We start from the raw sequence: 19755 nt of genomic DNA, 5'->3' as shown, positions 1-19755 counted from the left end.
CGCTGGGCTTAGGGCCGCCGGATACGAAGCCGGCAGCCCATCACCCGATTGAGAGGCACGGTTATACGCGGCTGACGATTTGCGTAGTCGACGTACTGCTCACAACAATGCTGTCAACGCCCGTCCCGTTGACATCGGCCACACCACGGAAATCCTGAGCAGGCGAGTATCCCTCGTTAGACCCGTAAGCATGCCAGCTGTCGCTGATCGCAAAAGTGACATGTCCCGTCGTGGGGTCCGTAGTCGGACGCGCAACAAAAGTGTAATCCGCTCCGAAGCCGATGATATCGACCTCACCCTTGTTGTAAATGTCGCCTAACACACGCGTGTCGAGCCCTGCGCTCCACCCTTGCTGCGTACCGAAGTTTGCCATGGCAAGGTAGGCGGCGCCGAACGCACCGCTTCCATCGGCATTTGGCTGCTGACCGAGAGATACCCAAACACCCGCGTCACCAAAAGCAACGACGTCAAGCCGTCCGTCTCCGTTGATGTCGGCAAGAATGCGAACCGACGATGACGTATCCCATCCCTGGTCTCGCCCGAAATCGATATTCGTGCCGGTAGAGCCCTTCTGTATGGCACCGAGCGAGTAAACCTGTGACCCCGCAGTCGCACCGGCGGTAAACTGGCCGTAGGCGTATTCTAGTCCGGTCGGTCCCATTCCGACAAAGTCAGCAATTCCGTCGTTGTTCAGGTCGATCATGTTGCCGCGGTAATCGCGGAATGTTTGGATATCCAACGTGCTGTCCCATCCCGATGCGCCGCCGAGCGTTTGCGAACCCGCTGCGATGTAGCTTGCCGGGGGCGTCACCGTTGGATTGAATGCCTGCTGTCCAACCCAAAGACCAGACACACCAAACCCCACAATTGAGGCGTAGGCATCGGTAGTAGAGAGGAAGGCGACATCCACGCCGTATGTTTGCGTCCAACCTTGGGCAAGCCCGAAGTTATTAAAGACCTTTGACGACGTTGCCGCGCCCGAACCAGTAACAGAAGCGTAATGAAACCCGTCCGCGCCGACGGCCCAAAGCGTATCGAAGTGATCGGTCGGAGAACTCGAGAGGTTTCCAACAAAATCGATCCCGCGCTGGTTCGCCGCCGTGTAGCCTTGAGCGATTGTGAAGTCATTGGCCAAGGCTGTGAGATTCGTCGAGAAGCTCGCGCCGCCGTTGTATTGCGAGGCGTCCCCAAGTGAAGCCGTAGCATAAACAGTTGAAGTACCGAATCCGATGAGATCGGCGCGGCCGTCGCCATTGAAATCGGCAAGCGTGCGCATTGTGCCCACGGTTGCCCATCCCTGCGATACGCCGAAATTGCCGTAGAAATCGGTAATCTGGAAATTGGGGCTGAGCAGTGGATGCGCTAGATTGGCAACATCGTCCACCGAGCGCGCCAAAATGGTATAGGAACCCGTCACCGAGGGAGTCCACGCATAGGTCCAGCTGACACTCGCGGCGGCGGCTGCAAAATTCGCTTCGTGCCACGTATTGCCGCCGTCGGTCGATACTTCTACGCCCGCAACGACGCCACCACCCTGATCCGTTGCCGTACCGGTGATCGTGGCGAGCTGACCTGCAACGAACTGCGCCGCAGTGTTCGTTGATATGACCGTCGTCGGCGGCAGGAAGTCTGTCGATTGCGAGGCCAAGGCCAAGCTCGAATCCAGAGATTGCGGCTGAATTCCCTCTTGAGCGAGAAGATTGACCATCGCCTGCTGAAAGGCCGGATCGGCTGGCGCATCCGTTGGCGACCCATCCGGCCCGGGCGTATGTAAGGACGAGAGGGACCAAGACCACATGATGCTTCCAGCAGCAAATACCAGAGCGCCGCTGGGCGCACGATACATGGTCAGATTATGAGTCGCGGTTCCCGTGATCAGTCCCGAGATGACGTAGGCATTACTCAGCGCATCGGTCGTCACCGTTGTGGAGGACAGAGGCACCAGCCCCGCAGGACTAAATCCGTTGTTCGCCACCTCACTTGAGGTGGCGTTGACGTCCCATTCATATCCTAGGTAGTCGCTCGCACTTGTATATGTTTGGCCAGGTTGGAGATTAGCGACATCCGTGTTTTTCCAGATGTTGAGCTGAGCATACTTATAGGGCACCGTGATTGGATTGAGCGGCGTGTTGTGATCCCAATCCACGTAGTACATTTGGCCGGAAAGTGCGTTCTCGGGAATGAGCCCGCCCGCAGGATCCCGTGTCTCTCCGGTCCATACGCCATCGGGATTCTGCAATCCCGTGGATGACGTTTTATAAGTCACAAGGGTGCGATTGGGATCTCCACTGCCGTCGATGCTCGGAAGAAGCTCGGTCGTCCAATAGCTCTCGTCGCCACTCCAAAAATTGAGACTTACGCCCGCGTCGCGGGCCGCCCGCACGTTGTTCTGCTGCTGTAAAGTCCAATATTCATCGTGTCCGACTGACAAAAATGCCTTGTGGTTGAGCAAGAGGCTGCCGTTCGTCGCCGTGTCGATGCCGGATTGATAGCTGACGTCGTAACCGTTCTTCTCAAGGAAATAGATCGCCGGCAGTTCCTCTCCGAAAACGAAATCCCAAGGTCCGGACGCGGTCGTGTCGTCAGGCCCTGCGGGAGTTTGAATCGGCCGGTTGTAGCTGATGTTCTGCGCCGTATCGGTATAGAAACTTCCGCCGCCCCAGGCATTGTAAGCTTGCCAGGTCTCGTCGGACGTTTGAAAGATGATGTCGGACGTGCTCGCATTGTTCGTCACGACGAACGGAATGATATTTTCGCCATCCGTTCCGTCCAGCCGGGTCAATTTCGCGATGTAAACGCCGGATGTCGCATCGGTTGGGACATTCCAAGAATCCGTGACGCTCCAGTTGCCAGCGTCAATGTTGCCGGTCGTCGGGTCGGTCAATGGTGCCGGCTGATTTACGGCCGAAGCCGCCTGATGCACCATCGACGTTACGAGGGTGGCCCCATCACCGCCATAGTACCCAAGGCGATAGATGTCGATCCGATAATCGTTGGAGTCGGTGTTGATTTTGAAATCAACGGTACTCCCCAAATTCGTACTCATCGAGGTGGTGAACCCCTCGATACTCGAGCTTGCAGCACCCGGCTGCAGCATCCATTCGCTTTGGGGAGCCCCCGGCTTCTCATTCTCAAGTACAATTGCGTTCGACATAGGACACCTTCAAAATTTTTGAAAAAATCATTCTGATTACTGAGCTATGATATTTTATTCCGAACTTTCTTATTCACGTTTATTGAGAACCCAATTCGATTAGCGTTCCTGCAGCGAAGCCGATTGAATTTCGCGAAGCGGAGACAACACGTAGTCGATGGCCCGGCGCTGCCCCGTCTTGACCTCGGCACTCACCGACATCCCGGGTCGCAGCCGAACTTTCTCTCCGTCGACATCGATTGTTTCCTGCGAGATCGTTATTCTAGCTGGAAACGCGAGCGTTTCTGCTGTCGCGGCATTGGCTGAAGTGGGAGCCCCTTGCGGCCGCGTCAGGCTCGCGGCGTCGCTTAGATTCGCAGCCGTTTTTTGATCAACGCCGTCATGCGAGATGGTGGTGACGGTGCCGTCGAGCGTCCCATATCGCGTGAATGGGAACGCATCGATCTTGATAGTCACGGGTTGTCCCACCTTCACGAAGCCGATGTCGCGATTAAGGATCATGGCTTCGATTTCGATTGGAGCATCATCCGGCACAATCGTCATGAGCGATTGCCCGCTCGACACGACCTGTCCAACCGTCGTAACGGAAAGTTGCTGAACCATTCCGTCGATGGGTGCCGTTAGCCTCGTCTGCGTCTCTTTCACGGTCGCTTTGATGAGATCCTGCACTAGCCCGTCACGCTTGCGCTGAGCGTCAGCGAGCTTGGCAGTTTGCTCTGCAACGAATTGCGCAATGGTTTCGCCAATTTTGGCCTTGGCAGAATTCTTGGCCGCCTCGACTTCGATGAGCTCACCCTGATCGCTCGCGAGATTTGTCTTTTCCCGCTCATATTCCTGCAACGCGTCGAGGACCCTTGCGCGGTATCCTCCGCTCTGAGAGTCGATCTCATTTCGCACGTCCACGCGCTCCTTCAATACGGCGAGCAAACTGTTCCGGGCAGCGACCGTCATCGTCGTGTGATCGTAACGCGCAACCGCCTCTCTCAACTGTGCTTCAAGGCTGTCGCGCGTCGAAACCAAGTGAGCGACTTCGGCCGCGAGGACGTGCTCTTCCCGCTTGCGCAGAACGTCGCCGACGCCCTCGTCGAAAGGAATAGGTCGCAACAAGAGAGAGTCGCTGCGTGCGATTGCGACGGCGACCTCGCGCCGCGCGATTTCTGCTCGCGTGGCCTGAAGCTCCAATGCTTGCGCTGTTCTATCCGCTGTCGTCTCGGTGGGATCGAGCTCGATGAGAAGATCACCTGCCTTGACGTGACTGCCGTTTTCAACGTGCATCGCGATGACTTTACCCGGCAGCAACGGCTGAACGATTTTTGAGCCGCCTCGGGGCTGAATCTTTCCACTCGCCGTCGCATAAATATCGAGATGGCCGAAATACGACCAAGCCAGCACGGATGAAAAGCCGAGACAAATGAACCACAGCAAGGCGACGACGATCGGCGACGGCGGAGTTTCAACAAGCTCGAGCGCCGCCGGCAGAAACTCTCGATGTGCCGCCTCCATTCGCTGGCGCGCGGCCGCAGGGGCGACAATGGCGCGGTCTTTGACAGCGGGCCGGAAACCGACTTTAGAGAGGAACCCCGCAATCGCCCCGCCTGCGCCACTGAACGGATTGCGCGACGCCAAGAAAAGTATTCCAGAGAAAAGAGCGAGCGCCACCGGAACCGAAACGAGCAGCTCGACGAACGCCAACACCAATGGCTCCCCATTGAGCACGTCGCCCGTGTTGCGAGCCGATGCCACGACGGTGGACGGAACGTCCATCCACCAGCCCATAACGGATGGATCTGCAGGGCGTCCGCCCCAAGCGCCACCTGCAAAATATAAGAAGAGTTGATGAGTAATGCCGAGGGTGCCGGCGAACAACGACAAGCACCCGATCCATCGGACAGCGCGTGCTTTCACTTAAGCCTCCATCGTCGAAAACTGAAGTTTATGAAGGGTCGCGTAAGCGCCGCCGACGCGCTTGCGAAGTTCAACGGGCGAGCCGTCCTCGACAATGCAGCCATCTTTGACAACGATAATTCTTTCGCAGCACTGCACCGCCGCCAGTCGATGTGCGATGACGATGACGGTGCGCCCCTTCGTCATTTCGCGCATATTCGCCCGAATGATCTGCTCGCTCTCGTAGTCGAGCGCGCTCGTCGCTTCATCGAGTATCAGGATGCGTGGCTGAGTGACCAAGGCTCGCGCAATCGCGATGCGCTGCCGCTGCCCTCCGGACAGGTTGGCACCGCGTTCCTCGATCAATGTGTCGTAGCCGAGAGGCAGCTTCGAAATGAACTCGTCAGCGCCCGCGAGCTTCGCCGCAGATATGATCGCACTGCGCGGCAACGCCGGATTGGCAAGCGCGATGTTGTCGTGGATCGAACGGTTGAACAAAAGATTTTCTTGCAGGACGACCCCGATCTGACGCCGTAACCAGCTAGTGTCGACGTGCCCGATATCGATGCCGTCTAAGAAAATCTGCCCGCGCTCAGGACGGTATAGCCTTTGAACCAATTTCGTCAGTGTCGATTTTCCGGACCCCGAAGGACCTACGATCCCGATGACCTGGCCCTCCGGAATTTCGATATTGATATCCCGCAGCACATCACTGCCGTCTGGCGAATAGCGGAAACTGACGTCGCTGAACTTGATGGCGCCCCGCAAAGGCGCGAGACTCGCGCACGCCTGAGGTTTATTCTCCACCGGACTTCTCAGAATATCGCCGAGCCGGTCGACCGAAATATGAACCTGCTGGAAGTCTTGCCAAAGTTGCGACAGCCGAAGTATCGGCGCGATAGCCTGATTCATGATCATCGTGAAGGCAACCAACGCACCGATGCTCATATCCCCGTTCATCACTGCACGCGCGCCAAATAGGATGACAAAGGCGGTTGTAGCCTTGCCCACATACTGGATCGCGTTCTGCCCAAGGTTGCTTAAAGTCACTGCCTTGAATGAAGTGCGAACGTAGGAAGCAAGTTTCTCTTCCCACTCATTGCCCAAGGTAGGCTCGATTGAAGCCGCCTTGAGCGTCTGCATCCCGACGATGGATTCAACCAGAAACTGCTGACTGGCCGCGCCGCAGTTGAAACGCTCGTCGATCCGCTGGCGCAGTATAGGCCTCACCACAACGGCAATCACCACATAGAAAGGGATCGACGCCAATACGATTGCTGCAAGCAGCGGCGAGTAGCAGAACAGGACCGAAATAAAAATGACGGCAAACAGCGAGTCGATGATCGACGACAGCCCTTGGCCGGTAAGGAACGACCGTATCGTCTCGAGTTCACGGATGCGAGCAACAGTCTGGCCCGTCGGGCGCGTTTCAAAATATGAGAGCGGCAGGCGTAGAAGATGATCGAACAACCGCGCTCCGAGCTCGACATCAATCCGGCTTGTCGTGTGGTTGAGAGCGTAGGAACGCAAATATTGCAGCGTCACGTCGAACGCACCCAGCAAAACTAGGCCTCCAACAATGACCAACAGCGTCGACTCGCCTTTGTAAGGGAGAACCTTGTCGATGATCACCTGAAAGAACAGGGGCGTGATCAATGCGAAGAGCTGGATGAATAAGGAAGCTGCCAGCACATGAGAGAGCGGACGGCGATACCGCCAGATCGAGGCGAGAAACCAGCGATAATTGAACGCCGCCGGACTTATGCCCGCGCCGGCCAAGCGACGCCGCAGAAGGATGATCTCTCCCACCCAGCATTCGGCCAGAGCGGCCGCGTCTGCTACCTTCGCTGCGCGCGTGATTGGGGATACGAGCCGGTACCGCCCGTCGGGAAGCCGATTGGAAAGAACGATATACTGGCCGTCGTTCAACCGCAAAACTGCCGGCAGTGGCACGGCATTCAGGCGATCGATATTCTGATGCTTCAGAATTTTCGACTTCAGTCCGATTTTTTGAGCGCCCCGGACGATGTCCTCGCTACCGCAATGCTTCCCGTAAATGCCGAGCAAATGAGCTATTTGCTCGGGCTGAGCCGCTATCCTGTAATGCGCGGCTATCGCAGCCAACGCCCAAAGGCCGCTCGCCGACGAGGACGGTACAATTGAATTTGCAGCATTGGCTCCCGCTTCATCGCGGTTGAGGTAGGCAACATTGGCTGAAGTCTTCGGGACGTTAGAATTCTGCGCGGCCGCCCCATCCCGCCCCAGATCGCGTTCCCCTGGGAGGCCACTGGCCTCCGCTGATGCACTCAACATGGAATGCCCCCTTAAATTGAGAAAAAAAATCGGCCTCTTCTAGCTTAGGTCTAAAAACAAACGCCCTCGCGCAGTGCAATTTTCCAATGAATGCAACAAAACTCGCGACTTCGCGTCGGCCATTACCGCCGCGCTGAAGTACCGATGAGCAGATCTACTTATTCGAGAACAGCAACCTGAGCGGCTGCGAAATATGCGAACCAAAATCCGGGCGTGCTGTGAATTTCAATCAACCGCAAAAGGCGGCTTACACTCATAAATATTTTTTGACACATGAAATTGCGATGATTGTTTTATCCACCAAGCGTGAAAGAAGCATTAATGTTGATTCAATATACCAACATTCTCTAACAGGCCGCATTTCGGCCCAAAGAAGAATCAATTCCATTTGCGCATTTATTTTTCCAGAATTCGGCGCACGCCCCGACCACCGATCCAACACCTTTTTATTCCGCGCGGGATCCGCTGACATAATCGCCGAAGAAGGCCAGCTCACTATAGGCCAAGTCGCCAAGTCGCGGGGCCCTCTGCCCTTTAAAAAACTTCGGCTTGTTATCCATAAAATGCCCGATCAATCCCTTGATGGGGCCATTGCAATCGATCGCCAGAAGCGGGATGCCGCGCTTGAGAAGATGCCGACCGATCGACCCTGCGTATTTGATGATGTCAGAAGGCTGTCGGCAGTAAATCAACTGCGCATAGGACACATATTGCCTGCGCCTCAAGAACACGAACGGAAGTGCTATATCACCCGTTTCGCACACGAGACTGATACACCCGTAATTGCTGTGATCGGCCAGCAACGCAGCATCCGCGGCCGAAAGCTTTGAGCCCCCTGAATTGTAATCGGCATAATCCCAGATGCGTGCATGTGCGCGAGTAGGGCTCGCCGCCGCAACGGCCAAGAAATGTCCTCTGCAGTAAGGCGCGAACCCCAGATGATCGAGAACAGGACGCGTGCCGGCGCCGGGTGTTGGATTAAAATAAATGACGTCGTTGAATTTGGCTGCTTGGCGCGCCAACCGGAAGCCTTGGCCACGAAATTCCGGCTCCACATACCAACTTGACGTGCTGCAACGAATCTCGACTTGCGGATCGACGGGGACAGCGGTGAAAATTGTGAAAATGCAGCCGACGACACGGCCTTTGCTTTCCAACATCCATCCAAATCTTGGAAAGCCTCCGGGCCAGGGTCGATCGGCTAGACGTTGACAGACTCCTTTCCAAACTGCGCGATCGTAAGTTGGGAAACCTTTCGCAAGAAGGTCCGCAACCCCCTCGAGATCTGCTTCGTCGATTTCCCGGCAAATGGCTCTGGTGAATGGCGCGTTATCGTTCATGATCGTAATGAAGATCCCCGGTATAAAATTTAAAAACGAAATTATAATTTACAACGGCTTGCGGAATGCGAACTGCCAAGCCCATGGAAGTATCCCAAGTCGCGAATGAATGGCCGCGAGCCAATGCACCGATTTTGGTATCGCGCGCACCGAGTAGTTGAAATTCCGGACAGCAATGACCTCAAAGCCGCACGCCTGCGCTCTTCGTTTAAGATCGTTCATCGAGACGCTGAAAAAATGCGCCTTCTCGAAATCCCAACCCGTGGGCGTCAACCGCCAATACACGCGCTGAAGCGATCGCGGCAATACACCAAGGAACGGCAGGCGACTGTGCGACTCGATGGGAAAGTACGGATTAGGCAATTGTCCGACAAGAATTCCCCCTGGCGTCAAACAGCGGTAGATCTCCGCTAGTGTCGCCGCGCGCAGTGTAGGCGGCACATGCTCGTAGACATTCGCAAAGGTAACGCAGTCGAAGTGATCATCTGGAAAAGCCAGCTGGTGGCCGAACCCTGGATAGAGACGCGCGCCGTTGCGGGAAATTTTGCTTTCGGGAATATCCGGATCGATGCCCGACCAGCGGAGATTCAACCCTTCGCCATAACGATCTGTCAGCTCGCCCGACATACAGCCGACGTCCAGGGCATTGTCGGTCCTGGCAAGGCGATACCGCCGAATGAGCTGGTTCAACGAAGCCGACAACTCGTCGTTGCGCGCCGCCCACTCATCCCTGGACTGAAGAAGACCTGTGCCTCTTAAGGCGTCGATCTCTTGGCGCGTGCCGCGTGGATTACCGTTTACAGTATGTTCTATCGTCATAAGATACTCGCAGTATTACTGATCAGAATGATTCAAAAAATTCGCCGCGACAAACGTCATGAGCTTATTTGGTTGATGGATCTTGAATTGAAAAAGAAAGAGTGGGCTTCGAAATTTGCCGTACGGCTGCCGCCTGCATAAGGCGCCACAGCGGACTATCATCATTGTGAATATCGAACCCGTCGACCGAGTCGTCCGGATACTTCCCGCTGTCCTGCCGCGAAACAAGACGCCAGACCATCCAGCCGGAGCAGTCTTGGTTCTGATAGATCGTATTCAGCCAGTTTTGGTAGACGCCGATCTGGTTCTCGTGAACCCTGGACCAACCAAACTCCTCGAGCAGCACAGGCTTGTTGTATCTCGCGCCGATCGCGCAGAAGGCGTTGATGCGTTCGTTCATCTCGGCGGGAGTTATGTCGTTGAAACGCGGATAACCGTGCCAAGTACCGAAATCAATGCCATCGGTTTGGAGATCAAAGAAATCACCGTTTGAATTGCCGTGACCACTCGCGAGCAAGTGATTGCGATCTTGCGATTTCACGAACAGAGCCATATCGGCCAACCACAATCGGAGAAGTGGAATCGGATGAATGTCCGGTTCGTTCATCAGCTCCCACGCAAAGATGGTCGGATCGTCCGCATAACGTTTGCCGTTGATACTATTCACCCGCGTGATGACTGCCCGCACCCAGTTCTTGTAGTCGGCGGTTGTCCGCTGGTCCTTCGCAAAGAATGTGTAAGTGTCGTCGCTGCCGTACCAAGCACGCATCTGTTGGGCGCCGCCCGTGTATGACCAGAAATCAAGAAACGCCAAGATAACCTTGAGGTCCCGCTTGCGAGCCTCCTCCAGAAGAAAGTCGATGCGGTGCATCCCGTTCGGGCCATCGTTGATCGCCATCCGGGATTGTGTCGCATCCCAATAGAGCATGTAGACGCCGTGCACCCCGAGATTGCTCGTCTCAGCCGTGCTTTTCCAATCCCAAATGGCCGGCACTTTGTTGTCGAGCGATCCTATGACCGGCTGAATGAATGTCCGTATGACATTGGCGTGCATCGCGACCGCGTCATCAAGAACGTCGATCACCTCCTGCCGCGATCCGTAAGGAAGATAGTGATTGTTGACGCCGGCGACATAGAAAGGAACCCCATCGGCAACGAAATGAGTTCCGCTACTAGTTACGAATGGGGACCGATCCACGCCGTAAGAAAGGTGGGCCGGCAGCAGCAAAAGCGCTGAAACAACCAGTGCCACCAGACCGAAAATTGCGCGCCATCGCATGATCGTCACCTCAACTCTGCACCACTGGCGGGCCGAACCGCGCGTTCCAGCCTGCAGCGTTGATGATCGCGGGAAGCTGCACGAGCGATTGCAGCGTAACGGCCACCAGCCAAAGGGCCGTGAGGCCAAACAGACCGGCGCTCAAGCCGCCGACAACGACGGCGACGATTTCAATAAGCGCCCCAGCGAACATCATGAGAGCAGCCGTCGTCATTCGACGCTGCAATCGCATGACGGCGATATAGTGATACTTGATCATGATCGGCAGCAAACTGAAACCCAGCCAATCCAAGCCTGCGCCGGCAATCGCAGGATACCGTGGATTGAAAAAGCCTAGAATCGGGTTCAAGAACAAATAACAGGCAACCCCGCCCAAAAACCCAAAAATCGCCGACAATCCCAACGAAAACCGCAAACGCTGCGCTGCTGTATCGGGATCGGAGGACGACGTCGCGAAAAGCGCGGTGCCAACAGCTGCAGGCACAAGCATCGCCGCCTGCAGCAACATCCATGCCGCATAAAAGACCGCGTTGACGGTCGGAGACAAAACCACGGTCACAAGAAATGGCAACGCGATCGAAGGGCCGAGTGCGCCAATATTGAGAATGTGATGGCCGAGGATGTCAGCGGTATAGGTTCTAAGCCCGGCAAAATCAGGCCACGCGAGCAGTTCGCGATGATAAACGGCATAACCGAGAGTACAGCCGAGAGAGGCGGCAAGCGCCGCAATCCAAACAGCTACAATTGCTGATGCTTGAGGTGCCAAGGAATATGAAAGCACAAGAAAAAGCAGCAGCAAGCGCAGCAACGAAAAGACGATTTCACGCAACATACGGGCCCAGCTCGCAAGCAACCCGATGGCGGCTCCATCGGCTGTAATTGCGATCGCTGTCGCGACCACTCCCGCAAGAAACACAAGGCTGTGGCTGCTCAGCATCGATTGAAGTTGCGGAGACAGCCAACCGCTGCAACCGATAAAAATACAACCCACCGCTAAGCTCGTCAGAGCACCGCACAATATGGCTGCAGTTATTAATCCGTACACACCACGCCCGGAGTCGGGGCGCCCCATCAAAAGTGTGCCAAGGCTAAATTCACCGCAGAAAGCCATGAGGTTCATCACCGAAATCGTCGCGGCAGCAAGTCCCTGTCGTTCAGGAGAAAGGATGCGCGCCGTCCAGACCCAAAACACAAAGCCCATCAGGGCGCTCGCAGCAGCCGCAACAGTCAGAAAGCCGGCATTCGTCAAGAGTGTCTGGTTCACGATCAGATCGCTTTTTAGTCGTGGCATCCAGAAGCGGAGCAGTCTTCTCATCGGGTCTCTCCTGACCCGCGCAGAGCAAGCTGATGCGCGAAACGACCGGCCTTGCCAAATCCCATTCCGCGCACGTAGCCAATTAATGTCGCGATGAAGCCGACGACGATGGCACTAGCCCGGCCGAAGCCTCCGACGTCACCGCGGAAGAATGAAGATATTCCGCGTAGAACCCCGCGCGGAAGAACACTCGTGACATACCGTCGTTCGGTTGAAAGCGCCGCCGACGGTTGTGCGACCGCCGCAAGTGCGGCCTTTGATTTGCCTTCCGCAAAACACCTGCGAATGAAATAGCCCACTGTCAGGCGTTCATTGCCGACGAGATGAAAAGCACAAGGCTTTGCATCGAAGATAAACGCGCTGCCTGGAAAGGCCGCCCCGGCGCGGATGCAAAGCTCTGTTTCTTCGCAGCCCATCGGAAGCCGGCCGCTGCCCCGGCCAAGACGTTGATTAAAACCGCCGACGCGGCTGAACACATCGCGCCGAACGCACATGGCAGCACCGATGAGATTCCTCACAGCTCCGGGCCGCATGCCTTCGTAGGTGCACCCCACGACCCAAAGAAACTCGTCCGGAAACCAGAAAGGTCTGATCCCTTGCCATCGCGGCACGATTCGACTCGTAACGCCCAAAGTCTTGCCGCTGCCGAAATGCTTCAGGGCTTCACGGACCCAATCCGGTTCGAGTACGGCATCGTCGTCGAGGAATAGCAGCAGGTCCCCTTTCGCAAGGGCGACTCCGGTATTGCGGGCGCCGGATAACCCCTGATCCTGGTTATTGGGAACGACAGTGACGCCTCGGAGCGATTCTCCGAGACGCCTTTCCAGTTCGGCGTTGTGGTCGACGACGATCAGAGTTTCTAGTACGAGACAGCTCTGAGATCGGACCGAGTCGACCGCTTCGAAGATAGCGTCCCAACGCTTTTCGGAGTGGACGCAAATGATCACGGAGACGCTATCACGCGCTGACATTCGCGGACTCCTGACCGGTTCGATGCGCAGAAGCCCCGCCGCCAACCGAATTTAATTTCGGCGTCGCGACCGGCAGAAAATTCAAATCGATCGCATCGTCTGAAGGAGCGCCGTAGACGTCTATCGCCTCAATGTTGCCGCTGCGGTTATAGGTGTGAGCGCCGCGGAATGATCTGGCGTCTTTAGGCGACAACTTCGCAATTTCGACTTGCCGGAACGGCCTGTCGAGAGGCAGGCAGAATTGGCACCAAACGATGCCGCCACCATACAGCCTCGAACAATCTTGCGTCGGACGGTAGAGAGCGCCACCGACGCTGACGATGTGGCCGGCCGGACGTGACGTCCGCGCATCGATGGCCAGCGGCTGCTGCCCCCACGGCCGCCAAGGGCCGTGCAGCGTCGGCGCGTGATAAAGACAGAGACGGTCGGATGGCGATCCAGTCCCTTCGCACGACGTAAAGATCAGCCAATAGCCTGTCTGGTCACGGCAAAGCGTTGGATCGGATGCGGCGACATCGATTAGGGTCGCTTCATGCGTCCACTTGAAAGGAAATGCCTCACAACGATAGAGCGAGATGCGGTTGCTGGCACCGGACTCCGGAATCATCCACCATCGGCCGCCGTCAGCGAATACCATCGGATACGAGAGATGATGCGACTCTTCGATGATGGGGCGCGCCACGCCATTGGGATCGTCGAGATCGATGACCGATATAATTCCGCGCCCCGTGGCGTAAGGATACTCTTCACAAAATAGCCACGAGCGACCGCCGGAAACGATGGGAAATGGATCGGCGAGAAAACGCTGCCCGTCATCGGCCAACCGGCTATAACTCAGCGACGCTCTGCCCCCATCAATCTCCAACGGCTGATTGCCGACGTGTCGCCAACCGATCATCCATCGGTCGCCACCGCGGGCAAGCATATCGAGCCGCCGCAAAAGACGTTTCGCAAGAGTAACTGCTGCATGCCGAACAAGTTCTGGAGTGTTGCTCGTTCGGCAGAGATCAATGTTCTTCAATCCGGAGGGCCGCGTGCTCGCAGGCGTGCAGCGCCAAGCCAAAAGATCAATCATCCGCGCGCACGCATTGTCGATTGTCTTGCCGATGATCGTCGGAAGTTCAGTTTCAACGGCATACCCATTCGCATGCGAGCGTTCGCCGGAACTCTCCACGCCGATCATGACTTCTTGGCCGTCCAGGATGGCGTGAACGGCGCCCACTTCGCTTTGAAAGCCATTGAACACCGGATAAATATAGCGTGCGCCAGTGGGCGCTGAAGATGCGTCTCCATCGACCCGCAAGACGATGTCGAATTTTTCACTGACATCGTCAGTACGCCGGATCCCATCGAATGATTTATCGACGACGACAGCGGTCAGCAGCGACCTTGCGGCAATGCCGTAGACCAGACGCTCGAAAGCCAATGTCGTCACAATAAGAGCGGGAAGTGATGCACCTCCTTCGCTAACGAAAATTGCGACCTCGTGTTGTTCGTGAACCAACCGCATCGCAAGCAGGTTGTGCCACTCGCGTGCGCACCTATGGCCGATGACAAGGCAGATTTTCACCGTCGCGCCTCCGCAAATTGCGAAGGCCTCGAACCCTCGTAGATTCGTTCGATGCGCGGAATGATGGCATCGGGCATGTAACCTTCGGAGTGCACTAGGCTCGCTGCACCCATCCGCTCGCGAAGATCACGCTTCTGCAACATGGCGAGCAAGGCGCCATGCAACGCATCGATGTCACCAGGGGGAACAAGGATGCCGGTCTTGCCATCGATCACCGTCTCCGACAGGCCACCCGTGTGGCTGGCAACGACCGGCTTCCCGAAAGCATTGGCCTCCATGACAACAGTCCCGCAGGTTTCGAGCCCCTCCGACGGCACGACACCAAAAAGGCATCGGCTCCAGGCGTGCAGCACGGCGGCATGCGGCCAGCTCTCGAGAAGGGTGACGTTACCCGGCAGATCCGTTGGCGTATCCTTGCAGCGCCGGCCGATCAGCACGAGCGGAGGCGCTCCTCGCATCCGTCCATACGCCGCAAGCAGCGTGTGAATGCCTTTTAGGCGCGTCAGGTCACCAACGAAAAGCAAAAAGTCTGATTTCGGGAGCTTAGCGAGATGCGCATCTTGCCCATCACAGAGTCTCGTTACGTCATTTGAGATGAAGGTCGGAATGACTTCGTATTGATCACGTTCGGAATCGAGCCCGCATCGCAACGCAACGGCATGACTGACCGGAATGAAGGCGTCGACTTGACCGAGCCCGGATTTGCCGAGCGAGGAATTCATCAGCCACGTCACGGCGCCTTTGAGATTGCCGTAGTGCTCGCCGGCACAAGGCAGGCATTTGAATGTCGAAGGCCCGCCACAAGGGACGCCCGCGTGGATCATATTCTTCTTGGCGCACACACTGCTGTAATCGTGAAGCGTCACCACCAACCGCTTCTTGTAAATCCTTTGTAGCGGCAGATAGGAATGGAGCAGCCAGTTATGCGCGTGCACGACATCGGGATTTTCCGCGCGCACAACGCGATTGAGACGAAACGTCAATTCGGGGTCGGGAAAGGGTGGAGCATGCCGCCGCTGACCCTCCGTGAAAAGAACGGCATTTCGCTGGAGCATACCCTCTAAGCGGTAGATCTTGACGCCGCAGACGATATCGAAGTCAGGCTGGTCACCATGCTTGATGGTGGCGACGCTCACGTCGTGTCCACGGTGAACGAGAGCTTCGCTCAAGACTTTGACGTGGCGCTCCTCGCCTCCAATAATCGGCGGGAAAAACTGGCTGAGCATGAGAATTCGCATCAGCGCGCTCCCTCGATGTCCGGCCGTTCGTCAGCGCCGTTTATGTCGCTGACATGCACAAGCTTCGCCCCGGCGGTAGACGGAATTGAAGCCCACACGCGCTGCATGACAGCTGCCGGTTCAGCGTGTTTGTAAAGACGTGCAGTGAAACGCTGTTCGACGGACGCATTCCGCATAATCGGCAACTGAATATCGCGCTGCCAGGTCGCTCCGGCTGCAAGCGGGATATCATTCCAAGACGCAATAACCGCGTTAGGCGAGACGACTTCCAAATCGTAACGCATCGCGCTCTGCTCTTGGTTCGTGATGCCGAGGCAATAGGTTGGCGCGGTTTGCGTCGGCACCATCCACAATTCGGTAAAATGAAATTCTCTATGCTGCCTATATCCGACGCCCGACAGCAACACCGCCGAAACCGCAAGCAAAGAACCAAAGGTCAAGGAGAGCTTCTGCGCGCCGCTCAACACCGGCAACGGCGCCGGCTCGGACGCGCACCATTTTGCAAACGGCAGCATGAAGAGAGTCAATCCACCAAGCCCAAGAGACCAACCGGCAACATTCATCATGTGACCCACATGCAAGATGAAGCCGATGAGCACCGTGACCGCGAGGCTGACGCCGACGGCGAAAACCAGCCGTTCCAAATCCAAAGGCTCTCCGGGAAACGCGACTTTGGTGGCAACATAGCCTGGGACTAGAAGAACCATCGGGACTGCGACAAGCACGCGGACGGCATCGGGTAGAAACGACGACGCGAGAAGCAAAACGGCAAGCATCGCACATAAGGCCGCTTTAGGGGGCATCGGTGCTGTCCCGGGCTTGAGCAACGTTGATGATTGACTGGTAGCCGTTGTCGAAAACGCGGCTAATTCCGGCGACATTGTTGAACTTGAAGAGGACCTGTGGATCCGGCGGCTCCCGATAAACCGGGCCGGGATCGAAATAGAAGCCCATCAACGGCAGCTGTTCGGTCAACCTGAAGTCGAGAAGAAAATAATCGACCGAGGCTTCACGAATGGCCTCACGCTCGAGTGGCCCAAACTTTGGCGAAAATTCCACGTCTCCAAGATCCTGCTTGTCGTAAAGCAAAGTAACGACCTGCTGTCCGCCGTAAGCCGCCAATAGCAATCGGTTCGTACGGTCCGAAAAAAAGCGATTACGGGTTCCGAGCCACTGACGAGTCCACGTTGCAGCGCTTATCGCCATAGGCTCGACTGATGCGGAATCGGCGGAGACGCGATAGCGGGGACTGCCGAGGATGTAATTGCCGCTGCCGCTGAAGATGCCGCCGATCACGATGATCGTCATGGCTGTGCCGATGAGACCGGACCGCAACCTGCTTCGCGAATCTTTCTGCCAGAACGTCACGATACCGATGGCGACGACGATGCCGACGCCGAGGAATGCGAATGGTCCGATGCGATTGCCGATTTCCCAACCGGCGCGCGTCATCCGCAGCATGATGCTGATCGGATACGCAAACGTCACCAGCGTCAGAATGACGAGCCTGCTACTGTCCCATTTGAGAAAGCCTCGCCAATCCGTTGGAAACTTATCCCACAGAACGGGCACTCCGGCCCGAGCCAAAGCGCGAAAGAAACTCGTTGCCAATCCGGCGCATAGCAAGACTACCGAAAGAACCGTCGTTACCCGCAGCCAAAGAGGAGCCGTGGTTCCATCTTCGGCGACAAACGGAATTCGGCCCCCTTCAAAAGATAGGAAGCGCGAGGCTTCCGATATGGCATGGCCGAAAACAGGTCCAAGATAGTCTTCGCTTGGATTTCCAGTCCAAACGCTCCAGCCGAAAGAAAAAATCAGGGCAGCAACCGGCATCGCAATCACGTGACCGAAAGACCGCGTCGACTTGCGTCGTGCAACCTCGAAAGCCGCCATCCCAGTCAACAGGAATGCCGTAATGAACGCGGTGAGATGGTGCGTGACAGCAAGCCCGCCAAGTACGGGAAGAGCGACAATGGAGAAGCACCGCCAACTGGCAGTCTTTCCCATGCGGTTATCAACCAGCAACGCGATGACCATGAAAAGCAGCGCTAAGCTTCCGTAGGAAAACGTCGTGTCGAAAAATGCGAAGCTTGATGCCCCCATGTAAACCAGCACACCGAGCGACCCGACCCGCGACGAACCGGAGAGCCGTTCATAGAAAAGAAATAGGCAGATGACGAAAATCATTCGACAAACGAACATCAACAGTTGCCCGCAGACGAAAATCGAGAGTGTCGTTAACTCCGACAACGCCGTCGCGATGATCTCGAGACCTGGATAGACCGGCGAAATGGGCAATAGCGGGTTCGGCGTGAAGAGCTTTCCCGTCCTCATAATGTCGTTAGCCGTGGCCCAATGAAGAAACGCGTCGTGGTCAACAAACGAAATTGGTTCATGGATGAGACGGAGGCAGAACAGTCCGACAGCGGCGAGCAAAATCGTCGCTATTCGTTCCGCTCGCGGAACGCCTGGCCAGACCATCCGGCATGCAATCGGAAAGATGAGCGCTGCAATTGACGCGTAAAACATCGCCGATGCGAACGAAAATTCGCGCCGATTGGCTTCGGCGGCCGCGGCCGCGACCACAATCGTTACACCCGACCATAAGGCGAGAGCGGGGAACCAACCCCAATCGCTATGCACCTCGCTGGCAAATTCATCCGGATATTCCACATCCGCGGAAAACAACGGTCGCGCCAAGCGGAACACGGACTGCAGCCGGCCTTTCATCTCGCCTCACATGGGGTTGAGAAGCGAGGCGCTTCCGGGCGCTCTGCTAACAGAGCTTTATAGATGTTCTCCAGAGTCGCCGTGCATTCATCCCAAGTCGAAAGCTCGAGCGACCTGAGCGTCGGCTTGATATCCATAGCATTCGACATCGCTGCAGCGATTGCCTCGGGCCTCGCGTCAAGAGGAACGGCGTACGCGAGAGACCGGTCGGCAAGCTCGCGCAGTCCCGACGTCGCGGTCACGAGAACGGTCTTGTTTAGGGAGAGCGCTTCGATCACGGCAACGGGATGAGCTTCGTAAGCGCTAAAAAGTACAGTCAGGCGCGCCTGCGCCAGAAGGGTCGCCATGGCGCAACGGTCCGATGCCGGAATAGAACCGATAGTCACATGGTCATCCAGGCCAAGCCGGTGGATGCGCTGTCGCAATGCGCGTTCGTATGGACCCGTCCCGACGATTTGCAGTCGCGCCTTAGGGCGTGCGCGCAACAGATACGGCATCGCGTCGATCGCTCGATGGTGGCCTTTGTACCGTTCCAGCCGGCCGATCGAAAGTATCAGATTTTCGTCTTTCTCCACGTCTGGCGAAGGTAACGACGCGTTGAGATTGGCTCCATTCGGCACCACCAGGAACTTGTCGGCTGGAAGCGACATCGTATCAGCGAAATGTTCAACTTCGAATCTCGAAACAGCAATGTATCGCTGGGCCGGCCGCGCCAAAGGGGCAATCATCCGCGCCTGGATATGGCGCAAGCGGTTGCGCAACGTTGAAGAGTGCCCGCCACTATGGAACGACAAGACAAATGGAATCGCATGACGTCGCGCGGCCCACATCGCGAAGGGCGCGAAGAATGTATGATAGCCTTGAACGTGAATGACATCGCATTCCGATTTTCCGATGACGCGAGGGAGACCCGGCGCAAATTGCCAATCGCGGGATTTCGGCCAGCTGCGAACTCGTATAATATCGACACCCGCAGTATATTCGTGCTCGGGTAGTGCACCACCCGGATTGGCGGTCACCACTGAGACAGCATGCCCACGCTTGACGAGGCGCGTCGCAACTTCATGAACGTGCATTTCGGTGCCGCCCGCGAACGGTAAGTAACGAGCCGCGACCATCAAAATACGCATTGCCGGCCCCGC

The 19755-nt window shown here is 56.5% G+C and carries 13 protein-coding genes; all 13 read right to left on the bottom strand.

Features of this window, described 5'->3' with window-relative positions:
• Nucleotides 1–61: 61 nt before the first annotated feature.
• The 13 genes from AACL53_RS06425 to AACL53_RS06365 all read right to left on the bottom strand — a co-directional run bounded on the left by AACL53_RS06425 (nt 62) and on the right by AACL53_RS06365 (nt 19743).
• Nucleotides 62–3154 carry a N,N-dimethylformamidase beta subunit family domain-containing protein gene (locus AACL53_RS06425; RefSeq protein ID WP_339083646.1) on the bottom strand — a complete coding sequence of 1031 codons (3093 nt, stop codon included), beginning with the start codon at nt 3152–3154 and terminating at the stop codon, nt 62–64.
• 99 nt (nt 3155–3253) lie between these two features.
• On the bottom strand, nt 3254–5059 hold the full coding sequence (locus AACL53_RS06420) for an HlyD family type I secretion periplasmic adaptor subunit (RefSeq protein ID WP_339083644.1): 1806 nt from the start codon (nt 5057–5059) through the stop codon (nt 3254–3256).
• A complete protein-coding gene (locus AACL53_RS06415) occupies nt 5060–7351 on the bottom strand; it encodes a type I secretion system permease/ATPase (protein ID WP_339083642.1) in 2292 nt (763 codons plus the stop codon).
• Between the two features lie 446 nt (nt 7352–7797).
• Entirely contained in the window at nt 7798–8511 is a 714-nt protein-coding gene (locus AACL53_RS06410) for an acyl-CoA acyltransferase (protein WP_339083640.1), read from the bottom strand.
• Between the two features lie 228 nt (nt 8512–8739).
• Entirely contained in the window at nt 8740–9510 is a 771-nt protein-coding gene (locus AACL53_RS06405) for a class I SAM-dependent methyltransferase (protein WP_339083638.1), read from the bottom strand.
• A 64-nt stretch (nt 9511–9574) separates the two neighbouring features.
• Complete coding sequence (locus AACL53_RS06400) at nt 9575–10789, bottom strand: cellulase family glycosylhydrolase (protein WP_339083636.1); 1215 nt, start codon at nt 10787–10789, stop codon at nt 9575–9577.
• A 10-nt stretch (nt 10790–10799) separates the two neighbouring features.
• Nucleotides 10800–12104: a lipopolysaccharide biosynthesis protein gene (locus AACL53_RS06395; protein ID WP_339083634.1), complete on the bottom strand. Its 1305-nt coding sequence runs from the start codon at nt 12102–12104 to the stop codon at nt 10800–10802.
• A complete protein-coding gene (locus AACL53_RS06390; RefSeq protein ID WP_339083632.1) occupies nt 12101–13075 on the bottom strand; it encodes a glycosyltransferase family 2 protein in 975 nt (324 codons plus the stop codon). Before AACL53_RS06390 ends, AACL53_RS06395 begins: the two co-directional genes overlap by 4 nt.
• The gene (locus tag AACL53_RS06385) at nt 13062–14645 is read right to left on the bottom strand and encodes a hypothetical protein (protein WP_339083630.1); all 1584 of its coding nucleotides are present in this window, start codon (nt 14643–14645) and stop codon (nt 13062–13064) included. The genes AACL53_RS06390 and AACL53_RS06385 overlap by 14 nt, the downstream gene beginning before the upstream one ends.
• A complete protein-coding gene (locus AACL53_RS06380; protein ID WP_339083628.1) occupies nt 14642–15883 on the bottom strand; it encodes a glycosyltransferase family 4 protein in 1242 nt (413 codons plus the stop codon). The genes AACL53_RS06385 and AACL53_RS06380 overlap by 4 nt, the downstream gene beginning before the upstream one ends.
• Nucleotides 15883–16686: a DUF1616 domain-containing protein gene (locus AACL53_RS06375; RefSeq protein ID WP_339083626.1), complete on the bottom strand. Its 804-nt coding sequence runs from the start codon at nt 16684–16686 to the stop codon at nt 15883–15885. The genes AACL53_RS06380 and AACL53_RS06375 overlap by 1 nt, the downstream gene beginning before the upstream one ends.
• Nucleotides 16676–18613, bottom strand: a complete 1938-nt coding sequence (locus tag AACL53_RS06370; RefSeq protein WP_339083624.1) for a hypothetical protein — start codon at nt 18611–18613, stop codon at nt 16676–16678. Before AACL53_RS06370 ends, AACL53_RS06375 begins: the two co-directional genes overlap by 11 nt.
• On the bottom strand, nt 18610–19743 hold the full coding sequence (locus AACL53_RS06365) for a glycosyltransferase family 4 protein (RefSeq protein ID WP_339083622.1): 1134 nt from the start codon (nt 19741–19743) through the stop codon (nt 18610–18612). Before AACL53_RS06365 ends, AACL53_RS06370 begins: the two co-directional genes overlap by 4 nt.
• Between the last annotated feature and the right edge of the window lie 12 nt (nt 19744–19755).

Source organism: Hyphomicrobium sp. ghe19 (genome assembly GCF_902712875.1).
Taxonomy (GTDB): Bacteria; Pseudomonadota; Alphaproteobacteria; order Rhizobiales; family Hyphomicrobiaceae; genus Hyphomicrobium_B.
This window is presented reverse-complemented; position numbering and strand designations above follow the sequence as displayed.